At 61.1% G+C, this 17,570-nt stretch carries 17 protein-coding genes; 5 read left to right on the forward strand and 12 right to left on the reverse strand.

Annotated features, from left to right (window positions below; genetic code table 11):
- The first annotated feature begins 45 nt into the window (after positions 1 to 45).
- Both ALP40_RS03615 and ALP40_RS03620 read left to right on the forward strand, forming a co-directional pair.
- Positions 46 to 1,275, forward strand: coding sequence for a cyanate transporter (locus ALP40_RS03615; RefSeq protein ID WP_122206916.1), 1,230 nt, complete (start codon positions 46 to 48; stop codon positions 1,273 to 1,275).
- Between the two features lie 68 nt (positions 1,276 to 1,343).
- On the forward strand, positions 1,344 to 2,279 hold the full coding sequence (locus ALP40_RS03620; RefSeq protein ID WP_122206917.1) for a LysR family transcriptional regulator: 936 nt from the start codon (positions 1,344 to 1,346) through the stop codon (positions 2,277 to 2,279).
- Here ALP40_RS03620 and ALP40_RS03625 read toward each other — a convergent pair whose 3' ends face one another.
- From ALP40_RS03625 to ALP40_RS03635, 3 genes are all read right to left on the reverse strand, one after another.
- Positions 2,280 to 2,420, reverse strand: coding sequence for a hypothetical protein (locus tag ALP40_RS03625; RefSeq protein WP_004882646.1), 141 nt, complete (start codon positions 2,418 to 2,420; stop codon positions 2,280 to 2,282).
- Positions 2,421 to 2,536: 116 nt separating this feature from the next.
- On the reverse strand, positions 2,537 to 3,214 hold the full coding sequence (locus ALP40_RS03630; RefSeq protein ID WP_122206918.1) for a type 1 glutamine amidotransferase domain-containing protein: 678 nt from the start codon (positions 3,212 to 3,214) through the stop codon (positions 2,537 to 2,539).
- 151 nt (positions 3,215 to 3,365) lie between these two features.
- Complete coding sequence (locus tag ALP40_RS03635) at positions 3,366 to 4,580, reverse strand: aldose 1-epimerase family protein (protein WP_122206919.1); 1,215 nt, start codon at positions 4,578 to 4,580, stop codon at positions 3,366 to 3,368.
- 210 nt (positions 4,581 to 4,790) lie between these two features.
- Between ALP40_RS03635 and ALP40_RS03640 the strand changes: the two genes are divergently transcribed.
- Positions 4,791 to 5,384: an NAD(P)H-dependent oxidoreductase gene (locus ALP40_RS03640; RefSeq protein ID WP_122206920.1), complete on the forward strand. Its 594-nt coding sequence runs from the start codon at positions 4,791 to 4,793 to the stop codon at positions 5,382 to 5,384.
- Positions 5,385 to 5,399: 15 nt separating this feature from the next.
- On the opposite strand, the gene ALP40_RS03645 is transcribed toward ALP40_RS03640, so the two are convergent.
- Positions 5,400 to 5,699 (reverse strand): hypothetical protein, encoded by a 300-nt coding sequence (locus tag ALP40_RS03645; RefSeq protein WP_122206921.1) that lies wholly within the window; start codon positions 5,697 to 5,699, stop codon positions 5,400 to 5,402.
- Between the two features lie 54 nt (positions 5,700 to 5,753).
- Positions 5,754 to 6,686 (reverse strand): hypothetical protein, encoded by a 933-nt coding sequence (locus tag ALP40_RS03650; RefSeq protein WP_122206922.1) that lies wholly within the window; start codon positions 6,684 to 6,686, stop codon positions 5,754 to 5,756.
- Between the two features lie 149 nt (positions 6,687 to 6,835).
- Here ALP40_RS03650 and ALP40_RS03655 point away from each other — a divergent pair, with 149 nt between their 5' ends.
- Positions 6,836 to 7,750, forward strand: a complete 915-nt coding sequence (locus ALP40_RS03655) for a LysR family transcriptional regulator (RefSeq protein WP_122206923.1) — start codon at positions 6,836 to 6,838, stop codon at positions 7,748 to 7,750.
- On the opposite strand, the gene ALP40_RS03660 is transcribed toward ALP40_RS03655, so the two are convergent.
- Positions 7,747 to 8,907, reverse strand: coding sequence for a TDT family transporter (locus ALP40_RS03660; protein WP_122206924.1), 1,161 nt, complete (start codon positions 8,905 to 8,907; stop codon positions 7,747 to 7,749). The genes ALP40_RS03655 and ALP40_RS03660 overlap by 4 nt on opposite strands.
- Before the next feature lie 128 nt (positions 8,908 to 9,035).
- On the opposite strand from ALP40_RS03660, the gene ALP40_RS03665 reads away from it, so the two are divergent.
- Complete coding sequence (locus ALP40_RS03665; protein WP_122206925.1) at positions 9,036 to 9,932, forward strand: LysR family transcriptional regulator; 897 nt, start codon at positions 9,036 to 9,038, stop codon at positions 9,930 to 9,932.
- A 356-nt stretch (positions 9,933 to 10,288) separates the two neighbouring features.
- On the opposite strand, the gene ALP40_RS03670 is transcribed toward ALP40_RS03665, so the two are convergent.
- The 6 genes from ALP40_RS03670 to ALP40_RS03695 are packed head-to-tail and all read right to left on the reverse strand — an operon-like array spanning position 10,289 to position 17,569.
- Positions 10,289 to 11,698 carry a lipid II flippase MurJ gene (locus ALP40_RS03670; RefSeq protein ID WP_122206926.1) on the reverse strand — a complete coding sequence of 470 codons (1,410 nt, stop codon included), beginning with the start codon at positions 11,696 to 11,698 and terminating at the stop codon, positions 10,289 to 10,291.
- Between the two features lie 14 nt (positions 11,699 to 11,712).
- Positions 11,713 to 12,534, reverse strand: coding sequence for an acyltransferase (locus tag ALP40_RS03675; RefSeq protein WP_122206927.1), 822 nt, complete (start codon positions 12,532 to 12,534; stop codon positions 11,713 to 11,715).
- Complete coding sequence (locus ALP40_RS03680) at positions 12,531 to 13,946, reverse strand: O-antigen ligase (protein WP_122206928.1); 1,416 nt, start codon at positions 13,944 to 13,946, stop codon at positions 12,531 to 12,533. Before ALP40_RS03680 ends, ALP40_RS03675 begins: the two co-directional genes overlap by 4 nt.
- Positions 13,946 to 15,046, reverse strand: coding sequence for a glycosyltransferase family 1 protein (locus ALP40_RS03685; RefSeq protein ID WP_122206929.1), 1,101 nt, complete (start codon positions 15,044 to 15,046; stop codon positions 13,946 to 13,948). The genes ALP40_RS03680 and ALP40_RS03685 overlap by 1 nt, the downstream gene beginning before the upstream one ends.
- The gene (locus ALP40_RS03690) at positions 15,030 to 16,253 is read right to left on the reverse strand and encodes a glycosyltransferase family 4 protein (RefSeq protein WP_122207425.1); all 1,224 of its coding nucleotides are present in this window, start codon (positions 16,251 to 16,253) and stop codon (positions 15,030 to 15,032) included. Before ALP40_RS03690 ends, ALP40_RS03685 begins: the two co-directional genes overlap by 17 nt.
- 2 nt (positions 16,254 to 16,255) lie before the next feature.
- The gene (locus tag ALP40_RS03695; protein WP_122206930.1) at positions 16,256 to 17,569 is read right to left on the reverse strand and encodes a cellulase family glycosylhydrolase; all 1,314 of its coding nucleotides are present in this window, start codon (positions 17,567 to 17,569) and stop codon (positions 16,256 to 16,258) included.
- Between the last annotated feature and the right edge of the window lies 1 nt (position 17,570).

The following is a 17,570-nucleotide window of genomic DNA, read 5'->3' on the forward strand; positions in this document are numbered from 1 at the left end:
AGAACGACCGGCCTAATTGTTGCCTCGATGGATCAAGGTGATGATATGCAAGGCGTTCGCGGTTCTGCTTTTCAAGGTTTCTGGCTCATGGTTGGCGTGGTGCTGGTCGCCCTGAATCTGCGCCCCTCAATGGCAGCGGTAGGTCCGTTGCTGGCGGCGATCCGTGTGGATATTGCGTTGGGGTTCTCCACCGCATCGCTGCTGACCATGCTGCCCGTCATGACGATGGGGCTGGCAATGTTCACCGGCATGGGCATTGCCCGTCGAGTGGGTTCCTATCGCACGGTCATGCTTGCCCTGGGGCTTATCGGCCTGGCGACACTGGCCCGCGGGTTCCTCGATTCTGCCGCCGAGCTGATCGTCAGCGCCGTGCTGGCAGGGCTGGGCATCGCGATGATCCAGGCGTTGATGCCCGCGCTGATCAAGTCCCGCTTCAAGGCCAATGTTTCGCTGTGCATGGGGCTGTACGTGACAGCAATCATGGGCGGCGCTGCGATTGCCGCCTCATTCAGTCCGCTGGTGGTCGCGCGCAGTGGCAGTTGGCGTTTGGGGCTGGCGGTCTGGGCCGCGCTGGCCGTGCTGGCGCTGTGTGTCTGGGTTGCCCAGCGTAGCGCCCTCACCGGGCATGCCCCGTCGGCTGCGCCGCGCAGACAAACGTTCTCGCGTATGCCAAGAGCCTGGACACTGGGCATTTTCTTCGGTTTGGGCACGGCGTCTTATACCTGCGTGCTGGCCTGGCTGGCGCCGTATTACCTGGAGAATGGCTGGAGTGAACAACAGGCCGGTCTGTTGCTGGGCTTCTTGACACTGATGGAGGTGGTGTCCGGTCTGCTCGCCCCGGCACTGGCCAACCGCAGCCGGGACAAGCGCCGGGTGCTGGCGGTTCTGCTGGGCCTGATCATGGCCGGTTTTGCAGGGCTTATCCTGATGCCTCAACACATGAGCCTGTTGTGGACCGCGCTGCTGGGGCTGGGGATCGGCGGCTTGTTCCCCATGAGCCTGATCGTGTCGATGGATCACTATGAAGACCCTCAACAAGCGGGTGGCCTGACGGCCTTCGTGCAGGGGGTGGGTTATCTGATCGCTGGCCTGTCACCGCTGCTGGCGGGTGTGATCCGTGACGTGACGGGCAGTTTTGCAGGCGCATGGTGGTCGCTGACCGGGCTGGTTGCCGTCATGCTGTTGATCGTCATGCGGCTCGACCCGCGACAGTACGCGATGAGCCTGCAGGCAGGCGATGCGCCGCGTGATATCAGCGAACGGAGAACAGTGTGATTTCGTTTTGATGTTATCTTGCGGGGGCTGACCTGATCGTCCGGTCGCAGTGCCCACGAGAACATTCGATGCTTAACAGCAATGCCCTCAGAAAGCTGGACATGCAGGACCTGATGGTCTTCGTGGCGGTATACGATCAGCGCAACCTGACCTTGGTGTCGGAAGCGTTGCACGTCAGCCAGTCAACGGTCAGCTACTGCCTCAAGAAGCTGCGGGCCAACTTCGACGACGACCTGTTTATCAGTACCCGCAACGGTATGCGCCCCACGCGCAAGGCCATCGCGATGCACAGCCATGTGCAGCAGATTCTGCAAAAGGTCAACGTGTGCCACGACGGGCTGGCACTGTTCAACCCCAGTAGCGGGCAGACGACCTTCACTGTCTGCGCCCCGGAATATTTCGAACTGCTGGTGTTGCCCCATGTATTGCGCGGGTTCACGGCGGCAGGCTTCTCGGTGGCGGTCAACGTTCAGAAACTCGACAAACAGTTGCCCGTCGATCAGCTCAATGGCGGTCATTTCGATCTGGCGCTGTGTTTCGGCCCAGGATTCCATCAAGTCCCGGACAGCCTGATCGCTCAGGTTTTGCTCGAAGACGATCTGGTCTGCGTGATGGACAGTCAGTCGGCGCCGCTAACCGCGTCGATAGACGTCGAGACATTCACCCGGCGGCAGCACATCTACCCGACCCCCTGGACATCGGACACCAACATGATCGACGGCTGGCTGCAGCGCCAGGGCCTTAGGCGCCAGATCGTGGCGCGGGCCAACAGCTACCGCGCTGCGTTGCAGTTGCTGGAAGGCACGGATTTCATACTGGTGTTGCCACGGCGTATCCAGACCCTGCTGTGCAATGAGCCTTGGGTCTGCGTTTACGAGTTGCCACCGGATCTGCACGGCTTCAGCCTGGACATGGTATGGAGTGCCCAGGCCGATCAGGACGAGGCCAATGGCTGGTTTCGCGAGCAGGTCGTCAAAGTGTGTGCCGAGCAGGGGCTGCTCTGATCAGCGGTCTTTTTGCGGATCCGGTTCGGTGGCAGGCCTTGGCTGTTCGCCTTTCTCGTTGAGCTGTTTGTTTTTCTCGCCCACCTTGCCAGCGTTTTCCGGCTTGTGATCGAGGTCTTCGCGTTCCGATTCTTGGGTCATGACCAATCTCCAGATGAAGGGGCTGTCCCTGTATTGGTCAGCATAGCGTGAGCAAGATTCGATTTATCTGAAGCGCGACCCGGCTGCAAGGCGTGTGAAGCCGGGTCGGTGGCCGATCAGCTTAACAGGGTAATCAGGTCCTTGGCGGCCTGCGCGGAGCTGGCAGGGTTCTGGCCGGTGACCAGCTTGCCGTCGGTCAGCACATGAACGCCCCAGTCATCGGTCTTGGAGTAGTCGCCGCCCAGATCCTTGAGCATGTCTTCAACCAGAAACGGCACAACATCGGTCAGGCCGACGGCTTCTTCTTCGGTGTTGGTAAAACCGGTCACGCGACGGCCTTTGACCAGCGGCTCACCGTTCTGCGCACGAACCTTGCGCAACACGCCCGGGGCATGGCACACCAGACCGTGCGGCTTGTCGGCCTTGGCGAAGGCCTCGATCAGTGCGATCGATTTCGGGTCTTCGGCCAGGTCCCACAGCGGGCCGTGGCCGCCCGGGTAGAACACGGCATCGAAATCATCGGCCTTCACATCCGCCAGGCGACCGGTCGTGGCCAGTGCCTGCTGCGCAGCCGAATCTTCGCGGAAACGCTGGGTTTCGGCGGTCTGTGCGTCTTCTTCATCGCTTTTGGGGTCCAGAGGCGGCTGGCCACCTGCGGGCGAAACCAGGGTGATCTCGGCGCCGGCATCCTTGAACACGTAATAAGGCGCAGCAAATTCCTCGAGCCAGAAACCGGTTTTCTTGCCGGTGTCGCCCAGTTGGTCGTGCGAAGTCAGAACCATCAGGATTTTCATAGTCGCGCTCTTCGTTGAAGGGTTGAACGGGTGTAGACAGACGAAAGCGGCAAGTGTTGTGCGCGCATAACGAAAAGGCCGGATTCGACGTCTCGTGTCGAATCCGGCCTAGGGGTGCAGCGGCGTCGTTGTCGACGTCAGTGAGCGATGATCACTCTTTGGTCAGGTCCACCAGGGGTTCCTGACGGACTTCAGTGTCGCGGCCTGCCTGAATGGTCCTGATCTGGCCCAGCACCTTATCGACCGCGCCCTTGTCGGCCAGCAGGCTGTAGCTGATCTGGAACTGACGCTGCTCTTTCGGTGCGATGGTCGGCACCAGATTCAGCGGACGCTGGAAGCGGCGGTTGTAGGAGAAGCTGGTGCCAGGCTCCAGGCCGGTCACATAGCCCTGGCCCTTGGTGTCGGTGTTTTTCCACAGCGAGAACACCGGCAATTGCTGGGTGTTGAAGCCTACCGCCACGCCCAGGCTACCGGCCTTGTTATGCAGCACGGTGACGGTGTCGCCCTTGGCATCGCCGTACGGCACGATGTTGTAGACGGTTTCGTCATAGTCCGGGGTCGGCCCGCGGTAAGTCTGCCAGTCGCCGAGATCACCCTTGGCCTTTTCATTGAAGGGCGACACCTGCTTGACCGGCGCTTCGAAACGCGCGCCCTGTTCCAGGAACGGTGTACTGAAATTGCTGTGGTACAGCGCCTGATATTCCTTCGGATAGTCGCCGTTATTGGTCAGCGTGTCGTTCAGCGAGAAGCTCGTGCTGCCAGGTTCGGTGACCAGTTCGGTCTGCACCGAGAAGTCGACCTTCTTGAACGCCTGCTCCTTGAGTTCGCCTTTCAGACGAATCGCGTAAGGCGGCTTCTCGTCGATGTGCAGCGTGACTTTGCTGGCCGGAATGTTGGCCGCACGGCCGTGCAGGGTCAGCAGCTCGCCGTTGTCCATGCCCGGATGGCCGACCCATTCGTAGCCGCAACGCACGACCAGCTCGTTGAACCCTTCCAGCCAGCCCAGGCCGCCACGGCCGTTCAATTCGATGAACGCCGGATTGACCACTTCCTTGACGGGCGAATCCCAGCCCATGCGCACATCACCCACCGACGCCTGCAACACGTTCATGCCACGTGTCGGTACCACTGAGAGTTTCAGGGTGCCGTTGTCGATGTCGATGATGCTCACGCCTTCCTGGCGACCGCCATGCAGGGTGCGCAAGGTAATGGTGAACGGCTTGTCGGTCTTGACGCCCAGTTGTTTGCTGGTGATCTGTTGGTTCTGCGCAGCCTTGTCGGTGTCGAGCAGAACGTAGTCCCAGGCAAAAGCGCTTGAAGCGAGGGTCAGGGCGCTGAGGCCCACCAGCAGGGGAAGGGTTTTCATGAACGGTGGTCCTTCTGAATTATTGGAATTATGGGCATGCTGGACTGGATTAAACGTTTCAGCAGTCGGTTGAGTCTAGCCAAACTCGCGGTCGCTGTGGAGCAGAATTTATGTAAGCTTGCGCGGGCAGCGCAGGTTTCATCGGCAAGCGCTGTTTTGCGGTATCAGGATTTACGATAGTGCCAACTGTCGATCATAAGGAGATTCATCGTGCACGCGCTTATCATCGTTGCTCATTACGACCCTCGGTCGCTTACCCAGAGCGTTGCCCACCAGGTTGCAGCGGGAATATCACAGACAGGTACAGGGAACAGCGCCGAGATCGTCGATCTGGTGGCCGAAGGCTTCAATCCAGTGTTCACCGCCGCCGATCATGACGTCCACCGCCAAAAGGCCGGACCGCCTGCCGATATTCTCGCCGAACACGCCCGGATCGAGGGTGCCGATGCGCTGGTGCTGGTTTACCCGATCTACTGGTGGTCTATGCCTGCGCTCATGAAAGGCTGGATCGACCGGGTCTTCGTCAACGGCTGGGCATTTGACTTCAGCCCGAATGAAGGACTGGTGAAGAAGCTGGGGCACATGAAGATTCATCTGGTCGGGGTAGGCGGTGCCGACGCAGGCACTTACCAACGACACGGCTACGAACAGGCCATCAAGACCCAGATCGATCACGGCATCTTTGGCTATTGCGGCGCGCCTGTCTTGCAGTCAGCGTTGTTGCTGGATTCCGAGACTGCAGACCCTGCCGTCACGCTGGCGACGGCATTTGAGCTGGGGCGTGGGGTGTTTTCGCAGGCTTGAAGCTGCAGGTCGTGATCAGTCGATCTGCCCTACCAATCGCTCGATCTGAGCCTGCTCCCACCCGCTGAGCAGGCTCACCGGGTCGGTGCGTGGCCAGTCTTCGGTGGAACCTTGTTGCCCCTCCGCATTCAGGCAGTGCAGGCAGCCTGTCACGCGGTTGCCTGAGATTTCCAGCGTCAGGCGCCAGTCTTCGATGTCGACCCTGATCAGGTTCGACTCGTAATCATAAAGGCGGCGCAACGAGCGAACGCCCAGCGCGGCTTCTTTCAAGCGCTGATAGACCTCGCGGGCGCTCAGGGTCGCAGTGGTTGTCATGGCATCGTTGATCAGGTTGAAGGACGACCAGCATAAAAGCCGGTTGTCCTGCTGTCACTCGGCGGGTGTTTCATCGGGCTGAGATGCACCGAACAGGGTCTCGACTTCAGGCTCTGTCTGGTTGATTGCGCCCAGTTGGCAAATCAGTTGGGCCTGACGACTGCCGCGAATACCGGCCGTGGTCATGACCCCGTCGCGCACGTAGGTGTAGACGCCGCTGACGCCGAAGGGCGTGATATGGCTGACGTGGGCGCTGATGCCGTGGGTGATCGACTTGAAACGTTCACTGGCGTAGCAGGTGCGTCGGGTCCAGGCCGATTCGAAGGTCAGCTCCATGAACACGATATTCAGGCGCGGTTCGCTGGCGTAATGGGCGACATCCGGTGCAGGTGGCGCGGGCTGATTGTTATCGTAAGGTTCGGCCAGATGCAGGCGCAGCTTCAGCACCTCATCCAGACCGGCCAGTTCCCGGGCCAGCGTGTCGAGGGCGTTGCGGGCGGCTGCCGGATTGTTGCGGTTCAAGTGAAAATGCAGATGCAGGCGGTCCAGCGTCGAGGTTTCATTGGGCGATGGGTCGGGCAGGCGATCCATCAGCGTGTTGGAGCCGTCCGGCACGTCATAGGCCAATGTCTCCTTGAACATGTTCTGCTCATCGGAGAACAGAATGGCGCTGGCCTTCTCAAAGCGTCGCTGATCGTCGGCAGACAGAAAACCGATCTCCACATCGCCGTCCAGCACGTAGCCTTCCAGCGGCTTGACGCCTTCGATAATGGGCCACAAGTGGGCGTCCTGTTCGCGGGCCAGGTGGTGTTGCACGTACCAGCCAAGCCCGTCGAGGCGGGCGCACAGCGGGCCGTGTACGTCGCGCCAGTACGTGGCGAAGAGTTCGTGGGGCACGCCGGGTCTGCGCAATACCGTGGTGTAGGTATTGATGACGATGCGCTGGTCGCGTGCGCCGTGGTTGTCGGCAAACGTTGAGGTGGGCATGGAGGGCTCTCTGCGCTGAAGGTGTCTGAGTGAGGCGTTTACAGGGCTGCTTAAGTTCAAGGCATTTGCCGGCCGGGTCGAAATATCCAGATCCGTTGCAATGGCCCGCTCGCGTTATGATCTGCACGACGTTGCCAATGGATGACCTTATGCAGTTGCCCGACCTGAACCTGTTGATCGCTCTGGATGCTTTGCTCGACGAAGGCAGTGTGGTGGGCGCAGCGCGGCGCATGCACTTGAGCCCGGCGGCCATGAGCCGCACGCTGACACGCATTCGCGAAGCCACCGGTGATCCGGTGCTGGTACGTGCCGGTCGCGGGCTGGTCCCGACGCCCCGTGCGCTGGCCATGCAGGCGCAAGTGCGCGAGCTGGTCGAGCAGGCGGCTCAAGTGTTCCAGGCGCGTGATGAAGTGGACATGAGTACGCTGGAGCGCTGTTTCAATGTGCGCTCCAATGACGTGTTCTTCGGCTCGTTCGGGGCGCGTGTGCTGGAGGCGATCCGCGTCGGGGCGCCCGGTTGCACCCTGCGTTTCGTGCCCGAAGGCGCAGACGACGATGACGCACTGCGCGAGGGCAGGATCGACCTGTACATCTCGTCACGGCTCAATTTCGGTCCGGAGATCAAGATTCAGAACCTGTTCAATACGCGCTTCTGTGGACTGGCGCGGGAGGGGCATCCGATTTTCGACGAACCGATCACGCCCGAGCGCTTCGCCGCGTTCGATCACGTCAGCGTGTCACGCAGAGGACTTGCCCGCGGACCGATCGATCCGGCGCTGGCAGAGCTGGGGCTGGAACGGCGCATTGCGCTGATCACGCCGCATTTTCACTCGGCGATTTTTGGTGTGGCCGAATCTGACCTGGTTCTGTCGTTGCCCGAACCGGTGCTCTGGGGGCTGAAGCAGCTGGGCCTGAAGATGCGGGCCTTCGCGATTCCGCTGGCGCTGGAAACCGTCTCGGTCAACCAAGCCTGGCACCCGCGTTTCGACAAGGATCCGGCGCATCGCTGGCTGCGCCAGACCCTCAAGCAGGTGTGTTCGGTGCCCCGGCGAATCGTCCTTTAACGCGGGCCATTCGGGCACTTCGCAATGCAAGGTGAAACAAACAGGTGGCCCTGCCATGCGCCTGCTATCGTCCGGGTCGCTACCAGTGTCCACATCAGCACCAGCAGGGCGACCAGCGCCATGCCGAAGCTGTCGAAAAAGTCCAGTTGCAGGGTCGAGCCCAGCTTCAGTGTGGCCAGCGCATACACGCCAAGCGGAAAGGTGAAGGCCCACCAGCCCAGATTGAATTCGATACCCGCCTTGAAATAACGCAGCGTGATCAGCGCAGCCAGCGCCATCCACCACAGGCCAAGGCCCCAGAACAGCGTACCGACGATCACGCCGACACCTGCGGCCACCTCGCCGACCGACGCCAGCCCGTGCGCGGCGAACACCTGAGAGGCGTCGCTGCCCATCACCAGCATGCCCAGCGCGCCGGTGCCGATCGGCCCCAGTGCCAGCCAGCTCGAGGCGGCCATGCTTTCGTGGGGCAGTTTGTGCAAGGCCAGACGCAGCAGCAGGATCACCAGAATGCTCAGCGCCACCGGCACCGAGTAGGCCCACAACACGTAGCTGGTGATCAGCACAGTGAATTGAGACGCCGTGTCGATCAGGTGCGGTGTCAGCAGGCCGCCGCAGGCAGCGGCAACTTCGGCGGCCACCACGGGTAACAGCCAGACAGCCGTCATCTTTTCGATGCTGTGTTCCTGGCGTGTGAACATCATGAACGGGATCAGCACACCACATGCCAGCGCCATCGCCACATCCAGCCACCAAAGTGCCTCGGCCACGGGAATCACGCCATCGCCCCAGCGCGCGGGTCCGAACACCAGCAGGCCACTGATGATCGTCGCCAGGCCCATGGGAATGGTGCCGAAGAACATCGATACGGTGGAATGCCCGAACACCTGCTGTGCTTCGTCAAAGAACAGCAGCCAGCGGGCGGCGTACATCACACTGAACAACACGAACAGGCCAATATTGAACATCCACAATGCTTCGCCCACATCGCGCAGTAACGTGATGTCTCCTGGCAGTTGCGCCAGCGCGAGGGAAAGGATACCGGTACCCATTGTCACGGCGAACCAATTGGGGGTGAATTGCCTGACAGCTTCGCGGGGGCTCGACAGCGAGGCGAGGGGGGCGATGCCCTCTATAAAGGTTACAAGCCGGCTCATGATGCTCTCCTGCTGACGGCTAAAAGGAACAGGCGTCATTGTATAGGCGAGCAATCGATTCTCTAAACGGGTAATCTCGGTTCTAGTTACCTGTTTTTCAGGTAGGTTTGCCAGTCGGGAGTGACCGCTTGAAACTCAGCCTGCGTCAGTTACAAATCTTCTGCGCCATCACCCGGCAAGGCAGTACAACCGGTGCAGGCCAACTGGTATCGCTTTCACAATCGGCCGCCAGCGCAGCGCTCAACGAGCTGGAAAACGCGTTGGGTACACGCTTGTTCGACCGGGTCGGTAAACGGCTGGTCCTGAACGACAATGGGCATGCCTTGCTGCCGCAGGCCATGAAAATGCTGGAAAGCGCACAACAGATTGAAGACAGCTTTTTACTGCCCGACGCAGGCTTGACCACCCGATTACAGATCGGTTGCAGCAGCACCATCGGCAACTACGTGCTACCGCACATCATTGCAGCCCTGCGGGCGTCGGCCCCCTCATTGCGGGTGGACATGGACATCGGCAACAGCGCGATGATTGCTCGCAAGGTCGCGCAATTCGAGATCGACATGGGGTTGATCGAGGCGCCGTGTCATCTGCCCGAGTTGATTTCCGAGCCTTGGTTGGTGGACGAGATGGTCATTGTGGCCGGGCGAAGTCATCCGCTTGCCTCGCAGACAGAGGTTTCCTTGAGTGACCTTCAGCACGCCGAGTGGCTGCTGCGCGAGCCGGGTTCCGGGACGCGCGGCGAGGTCGAGCACCTGCTGCTCAGGCATCTTCATGACTTGGCGGACATGCGTCAGATGGGCAGCTCCGAAGCGATCAAACGTACCCTGGCTCAAGGCATCGGCATCAGTTGCCTGTCTCGCCGTGTGGTGGCTGATCTGTTGGCGAGCGGGGAGTTGCAGGTGCTCAGCAGTCCCTTGCCACCGCTGACTCGCCGGTTCTTCCTGATTCGGCACCGCGACAAATTTGTTTCGACCAGTTTGCAGCGATTCGGTGAACAGTGCAGGGAATCGGTGGGTGGAGCGTGATCTGAGCAACACCCACTGTCTTCTGCGCAAAAATGTAACCTACTGAATAAAAGCAGTTTTTGTGGGATGCCTTACCACGTCTTCGACGTAGCGCTGTCGCGCAGCAAACATCGGCCGTCGTGGGAGCGGACCGGGCGGCGTTGCGCTTGTCCGCGAAAGGGCAGCACAGCCGATGAAGGCTCAGCGACTTAAATAGAGCATTCGCGGACAAGTTCGCTCCCACGGTTTTTGAACTTTGCACGAATCATGTGGGAGCGAGCTTGCTCGCGAATAGGCCGCCAACTTCACACTGATCCCTGACTTGAAATCCGTCTCTGCCGAACAGCGAGACATCGACTGCTCATTCTTTTGATGAATTACTCAGCCCGCCACGGCTTCAGCCACAGCGCCAACCCCGCCAGCAACACCGCACCATATGCACTGCTAAGCCCCAGTTGCAGCCAAGTATTGTGCAATGGATGCAGCACCAGCGCAGCGAGTGTCATCAACCCTGCGGCGATCAGCCAGTGGCTGCGCCACGGCAGCACCGCTAGCAGTGACTGGCGACGCATCAGCAGCACCCCGGTCACCAGTGCGCCGCCCAGTGCGGCGATGGCGATGCCGGTCAGGCCGAACAGGAAGGGCAGCAGGGCAAGCAGTACGGCATTGCACAGGCTGCCGATCAGCTCACAGTTGAGTGGCAACCGCGTGTCCCCGGCCGCATAGGCATAACGGGCCAGCAAGGCATTCCAGGCACCGAACATCAGCGGTACGGCGAACCAGGCCAGCAATCCGGGCAGCGGACCGTCGTGGGTCTGGCTGGGTAATAACAAAACGACCAAGGCGCCTGCTGCGCCGATCAGGCCCGCCACGGCAGGCAGCGTCAGCAGGGTTGCGCTGCCCAGTCCCCGTTTCAGCAGGCTCAGACGTTGGTCACCTGCGCTGCCGCTCATCAGCCCCAGCAGCACCTGATTCAGGCTCATCAGGGCAATCAAGGGCAGGTTAATGAGCTTGCGCGCCAGATTGACCCAGGTCACCGCCCCTTCTCCCAGCAACGAGGCGACCATTCGCTCCAGCAAGGCGAGGCCTTGGCTGGCCAGATTACTGCTCAACAGCGGTCCGATGCGTTGCAACAGTTCACGTACCACGCCCGCTTCGGCCTGCCACTGCCAAGGTCGCCAGCCGCAGTGATACAGGCTCGGCAGCAGCACGCCCGGCATCAGCACGCTCCCCAGCACGCAGGCGCTGGCCAGTCCCGTGGGCGTGGCTGCATGACCAAGCACCGCGAGATAGGCTACCGGCGGCAGGTTGAACAGAAGAGAACCCAACCCGGCCAGTACAAAGCGCGAGCGCGCCTGCAACGGAATGCAGAGCAGACCGTGCAGCATGAAGCCGGGCGCGCACCAGGCCAGCCAGCGCAAGCCGCTGGCAGCCTGCGCATAACCCTGCGCATCCAGACCCGGTCCGATCAGGCGCACCAGCAGCCCGGCCCCCAGCGCCAACAGGACCGCCAGCAGCACACCGGTCAACGCCAGCCGCGGCACCATCGCACCCAGCCAGCGCTGTTGTCTGTCAGCCGAGCGCTGCTGGTAAAGGGGCAGTGCGGCGGCGCTGAGCAGCCCGGCAGCCAGTGACATACGCAGCGCTTCAGGCAAAAACATCGACACCAGAAACGCATCGCTCTGACCGCCCGCGCCCCAGGCGGCGACCAGTAGCCATTCGCGGGCAAAGCCTGCGGCCAGCCCGGTGAGCGTGGCCAGCGTCAGCCACAGTGTCGAACCCAGCATGGCCTTCGTTTCCGTCAGTGAAACAGGGTGAACAGGCCTTTGCCGCCCACCTTGTAATTGAGGTGGCGGGCGCGCTCGCCTTTGATTTCGGCATTGGGGCCGCTGACGATGGCGTAAGGCGGCACCGGTTTGGAAACCACGCTGTTGCCGCCGACCACCGCGCCTTCGCCGATATCGGCGCCAAACGAGAGCAGCGCGCGGCTGCAGATCCAGGCGTAGTCACCGATGAACACCGGACCGCCGACGGCCCAGAACTCGGGCTCGCCCAGGTCATGTCCGCCGGCGATGATCAGCACATGAGAAGCGATGGTGACGTGATCGCCGATCACCAATCCGCCACGGGCGTCCAGTTGGCAATGCCAGCCCACCGTGGTGTCGTTGCCGATGCGCAGGCTGTCCACGCCCAGTACTTCGGTGTTGCGCCACACCGTCGAGCCCTTGCCGATCTTCGCGCCGCCCATGCGTAACCAGAGTAAACGCAGTGTATGACTGGGGATCTTGCAAATCAGGATGTTGTACACCTGTTCCCAGGTGCGCAACATTCGGTCACGCAGCGTGGGCCAGTTGATGCCATACAGCGGGATCAGCGCGCCCAGGGTTTCGCTGGCCAGCAAGCGATAGAAACGTCGGGCCAGCGGTGGCTCGATCCGGGGCTCGATGTTCAGGTAGCAAATGAACGACAGGGTGGTGTCTTTGATGCGTGTTTCGAAACACACTTCGTTGTCCAGCATCCATTGGTAGGTGGCCTGCAACTCTTCGAGCGGCACAGCCATCTTGCGAGCGTAATCAGGCAATGCGTCGCGCAGATTGTGCGAATGCATCATGCGATGTTTCATGTGGCGGCTCCCTGCTCGGGTAAGTCGACGGGGGAAGAATACGGTCTGGCTGCGACGGCACGCAGTCGTCTGCTCTCATGCAGGCTGATGCCGATCAGCAACCAGAACAACGCGATCAATACACTGGTGAAGCTGAAATAGTGGTCAAACAGGCCGCTGCACAGGGCTGCCAGCACGCCGCTGATACAGCCCAGGTTGATGGCGTTTTCCGGCGTCAACACAATGCGGCCTGCGGCTGGGCGGACTTCCTTCCACCAGCTTATCGTCACCGCAATGAATAACAGCATCCCTGGCAGCCCCATCTTGTAGATGAAGTTCAGCCACAGGTTGGAGATCCCGAAGTCGGTATAACCCGACACCGGCGGATCGGTCTTGAAGCCGATGCCGAAGGGGAACGTGGCCATCGCATCCGGGAAATGGGTGTACTCCAGAAAGCGGATCGCGGTGCTGGTGTCGTCATCGGAAAACAGTCCCATCAGACGTTCCTGAAGCGGCGGATAGAACATCATCAACACCACGCCCGCCGCTGCGCCACCCATCAACAGTCGACCCAGGTGCGGGATGCGTCGGCGGGTCATCCACAGCATGACGATGACCAGACTGACCAATGCGCCCCGCGATCCGGTCAGCAAAAGGCCGAGCGCCCCCAGCACCGCCACCGTCAGGCCCAATGTGCGGGCAGCGCCGGTGCGGGTCATGCCGAAACAGAAGGCCAGCGGCAACAGCATCGCCAACGCACCCCCCGCCACGTTCGGGTGCATCCAGGGTGAGCCCATGCGGCTGGACAGCGATAACAAGGCTTCGCCCAACACATCCGCACCGCTGTAACCCATCACCCTGAGGATGGGCGTGATGGTCAGCGCCGAGCCGCTGATCACGTAGACCGGAATCGATAGCAGCAACAGCATCAATGTACCGCCCAGCAGCGCGATGACCAGTTTTTCCAGGGTTTGCAGGTCCAGCAGCAGGCGCGGCACCAGAAACAGGATCGACAGGTTGAATAGCCACCGTACCCAGTTGACCGGGCCGTTGCCTTCGGCGACCACGGTCAATTCGCCGACGAGAAACGGGAACGCGCTGAACATCATGAGCGCCACCAGCAGCCGTTCGGTGCGCAGCATTTTAGGAATTCTGGCCTGTTGCTGGATCACCGCTTGAAGCAGGTAACTGCCCCAGGTCAGCATGATCAAGGCTTCGGACACGGTGGTGCGGATACCGATTTGTACGGTGGAGTAGGGGATGAACGTACCGATCACACAAAACAGCAAAAGCCCGCGCACCGGTTTACGGATGATCGTAATGACCGAGGCGGCTCCGACAGCCGCCAGCAGCACGAATGGCACCGGCAGCACCCAGATCATCACGCCGAACAGCAGACCGAAAAACAGTCCTATGGGCATGGCCATCGGCATCAGCGAAGCTCCTCCAGCGTGGCATGCACCTGCTTGCAGAAGGCCTCAAGGTTGTAGCGTGCCGCCCAAGCCTTTGCCACGGCCGGATCTTCTTCCGGCGCGTTCGACAGGGTGCCCATCAAGTGAATCAGAGCGGCGCTGTCAGTGGGCGAGAAGTGTGGGCTGTCGGGCGGCGCGATTTCATCCAGTGACGAGCCGGTAGCCACGGCGACACGGGTGCCGACGCTCAGTGCCTCAATGACCGGCAGGCCGAACCCTTCGCACAGCGAGGGTTGCCAAAGACGGTCGGCGTCGCGGTAGACGGCATGCAGTTCTGCATCACTCAGGCCGGTGAGCACGTGCAGGCCCGGCAACTGGCGCTGGGCTTCGGTCAGCGGTTCGTCGCCACCGACCAGCACCAGGTCCGGCGTGTCGACGAATTGCATGCGTGCCGTTTGCCAGGCATCGACGAACCATCTGATGTTCTTGCGTGGCTCGCGCGTGCCTACACACAGCCAGTAGCGCAGCGGCAGCTTCAGTTCGCTGATGTCGGCCGCCTCACCTTTGAAGCCTTCGACCAACAGCGGCACGATGCGAATTTTGTCCCGCGCCTTGGGAAACAGGCGCAGCACCTCGCTCGCCGTGTACTGCGACGGCAGCCAGACCTGATCGGCTACCCGGATCGAGTGGGCAATCGAGAGGTGGTCCGTCAGGCGGTAAATACGCGCCTTGAGACGCGAGCCGTGATTATTCTGCTGGGTGATCTGAAACACATCGTGCAACTGCAACACATAGCGCATGTCAGCAGGTTTGCGGCCCAGCGGCAGCCCCATGTTGATGTTGGCAAAATAGACCTGAATATCTGCATCGCGCAGCGCATGAGGCAGGAAAAGACCCTCGAACCGCAGCCGGTCCGGGATCCGGTGCACCGAGTTCAGCGGTATGGCCCACCTGGGCGCATGGATAAGGCGGCGGATCGGATGGCCGTAAGGGGCCACGCCGAACAGCTGTAATTGAACATCGGGATGTGCGCGAAACGCTTCTTCGAGCGCAAAATTCTGGCGGCCGATACCGCTGACGGGGTAACCGGCTGCTGCGCGGTAATCAAGTCCTATACGCATGAGCGCGATCCTTGCCTGGTTGCGTGAGTCGGGTGTAGATGACTTCCAGTTGTGATGCCGAAACCGACCAGTCGTGTCGGGAGCGAACATAGGCGCGCCCGGCTTCGCCAATCTTGTCCAGAAGCACCGGCTTGTCGATATTGTCGATGATCAAGGCTGCCAGTCCTGCGGCTTCTTCGCTGCCCAGATAGTGTTCGCCATGAGTGACCGCCAGCCCGGAAACACCCTGGCTTGTGGTGATAATCGGCAGTCCGGCGGCCATTGATTCCAGTGTCTTGAGTTTCGAGCCGCCGCCCTGGCGCAGCGGGGCGAAAAAAATCGCCGTGGTGGTCTGCAAGGCGCGCAGGTCCGGCACGAACCCCAGCCATTCGATGCGTGGATCCGGCCAGCGCTCGCGCCACGACTCAGGCATCGCGAAGCCGCCGATGGCAAAGCGCACGTCGGGCGACCGGGCCCAGACCTGCGGCATGATCTCGTCCAGCGCCCATTCGATGGCGTCGATGTTGGGGCCGTATTCATAGTTGCCGATGTACAGCAGGCGAAGGCTCGTGCGGTCGGCATGGACGCTGGCGTAGTAGCCACAATCGACACTGTTGACCACGAAAGACGTTGCTTTGCCGCTCAGGCGCGAAAGCACCTTGGCATCGTCCTCGGTCACCGCGACCAATTCGCCAGCCTGCCTGAACACCCGCGTTTCCCAACGGCGGTAACGCCAGCGGTCGTACATTGTGAAGGCGCGGGCCCAGCGCGGTATGCGCTCGTAGCTGGCGGCTCCCAAGTCCGATTCGACGTTATGTTCGGTGAGCACGAACGGTTTGCCCGAGCGCCTGAGCGCCTGCTCGAACGGCTGAAAGGCATAGGTGTGCTGAAGCTGGATCACGTCCCAGTCTTCGAGCAACAGTTCTTCAAAGACTTTTTCCAGCTTCGGTGCATAGCCATTGACGCTGGCCAGCATCGGCGGCGGTGCCAGTGCAACGGCCAGCAAGGTCTTTACGCTGTGCAGTGGCCGTCGTTCGACGACGATCAGGCGTTCAAGCCAGGGCTCCAGCGCCGAGCGGCAGCTGTCGTTGAGCGGCGTCTTGGATTGCACCAGCAGGGTGATGCGATGGCCGCGAGCGGCCAGGTTGCGCAACAGATGATACTCCCGCGTCTTGCCACCACTGGTGGTGGGCCAAGGCAGGTACGGGAGTGTCCACAGTATCCGCATGATCAGGGCTTCCATTCCAGAATTTGCAGGGTCGGCTTCAACGCCAGGGTGATGCCTTGGCTGGCGGACAACGGCACTCGGCTTCCGCTCAGCGGATCGTGCACGATGGCGTTATTGATGGCTGGAAAATTCAGTGTGACGCCGGTGGCGCTCCAGAACATCAGCAGACGCTTGCCGTCTTCGCGATTCCACGTGACCGCGTACAGGTCATCCGGCACCTTGCTGACCGCAGGTGGATCGGCCGGAGAAAGGCGCTGCCCGGTCACGTTGAGAAAGTTCTTCAGTGCGGTGTAGACCGGCTTCGGGTTGGCTTGCAGGTCCAGCAGTCCATAGCCCTGATCGCGTGCCGAGGCCCGTTCGTCCAGGTCGCTGAGGTTGAACAGAAAGATGCGTTGGAAACCCAGTGCGCTCATCAGGGCCAGACGACGCAGGGTGTAGTCGGCCTGACCGGACGTGCCGATCAGTCTCTGCATTTCGACCGGACCGTCGTAGCTTGACCAGCCCCATTCGGTGGCCCACACCTGACTGACGCCATTGCTGTGCAGTAACTGGTTCATGGCATTGGCTCGCACCAGAAAGTCCCGGTCCGGGACCGAGTCGCCCTCTGGGTATTCGGAATACGGGTGATACGCCGCAACGATATTCTGACTGCCCAGGCCATTGTCGAGCAGGCTCTGCAGCATGTAGCCGGGTGTGCTGTGCATTTGGCTGTAATAGGCCATGCCAGCGGTCACGATGGTTTTGTCCGGCAGTGCGGCGCGCAGGGCATCAGCGGTGGTTTTCAGTAATCGGCCATAGGCCGCCGGGTCTTCCTTGGGCAGCCAGACAATGTTCGGTTCGTTCCAGACCTGCCAATTGTCCACCTGCGGGTAGCGCTGGGCCAGGGTGACCATGCGGGCTGCGAATGCAGTGAAGTCCTTGGGCGGATACTGATCACGACTCTGTGCATCGGCCGGGGCGCTGCTGGCAAACGGGGCCGAGCCCACCAGGTAGGCCAGCGTGTTGTAATGGTGCGCCTTGATGGCCTCCATCGCCGCGTCCAGCTCCGTCAACGCCAGTTTGTTCTTCTGCGGTTCGATGATAGGCCAGTGAATGGTCAGGCGTACCCAGTTCAGACCCAGTTCGTCCAGGCGAGCCATCTGCTGCTGATAGATATCCGGCGCAAAATACTGGAACTGGACGTTAACGCCGAGAAAGTCCTGCCAGACCACCGGACGGGGGGCTTTCAACACGGTGGCTGCGTGGCTGGCAGAGGCCAGTGTTGCGGTGACCAGGGCAGCGGCAACGGACCGCCAGAGGGTTGAACGGAGCGACATT

The sequence above is a fragment of the Pseudomonas viridiflava genome (assembly GCF_003702045.1).
Lineage (GTDB): Bacteria > Pseudomonadota > Gammaproteobacteria > Pseudomonadales > Pseudomonadaceae > Aquipseudomonas > Aquipseudomonas viridiflava_C.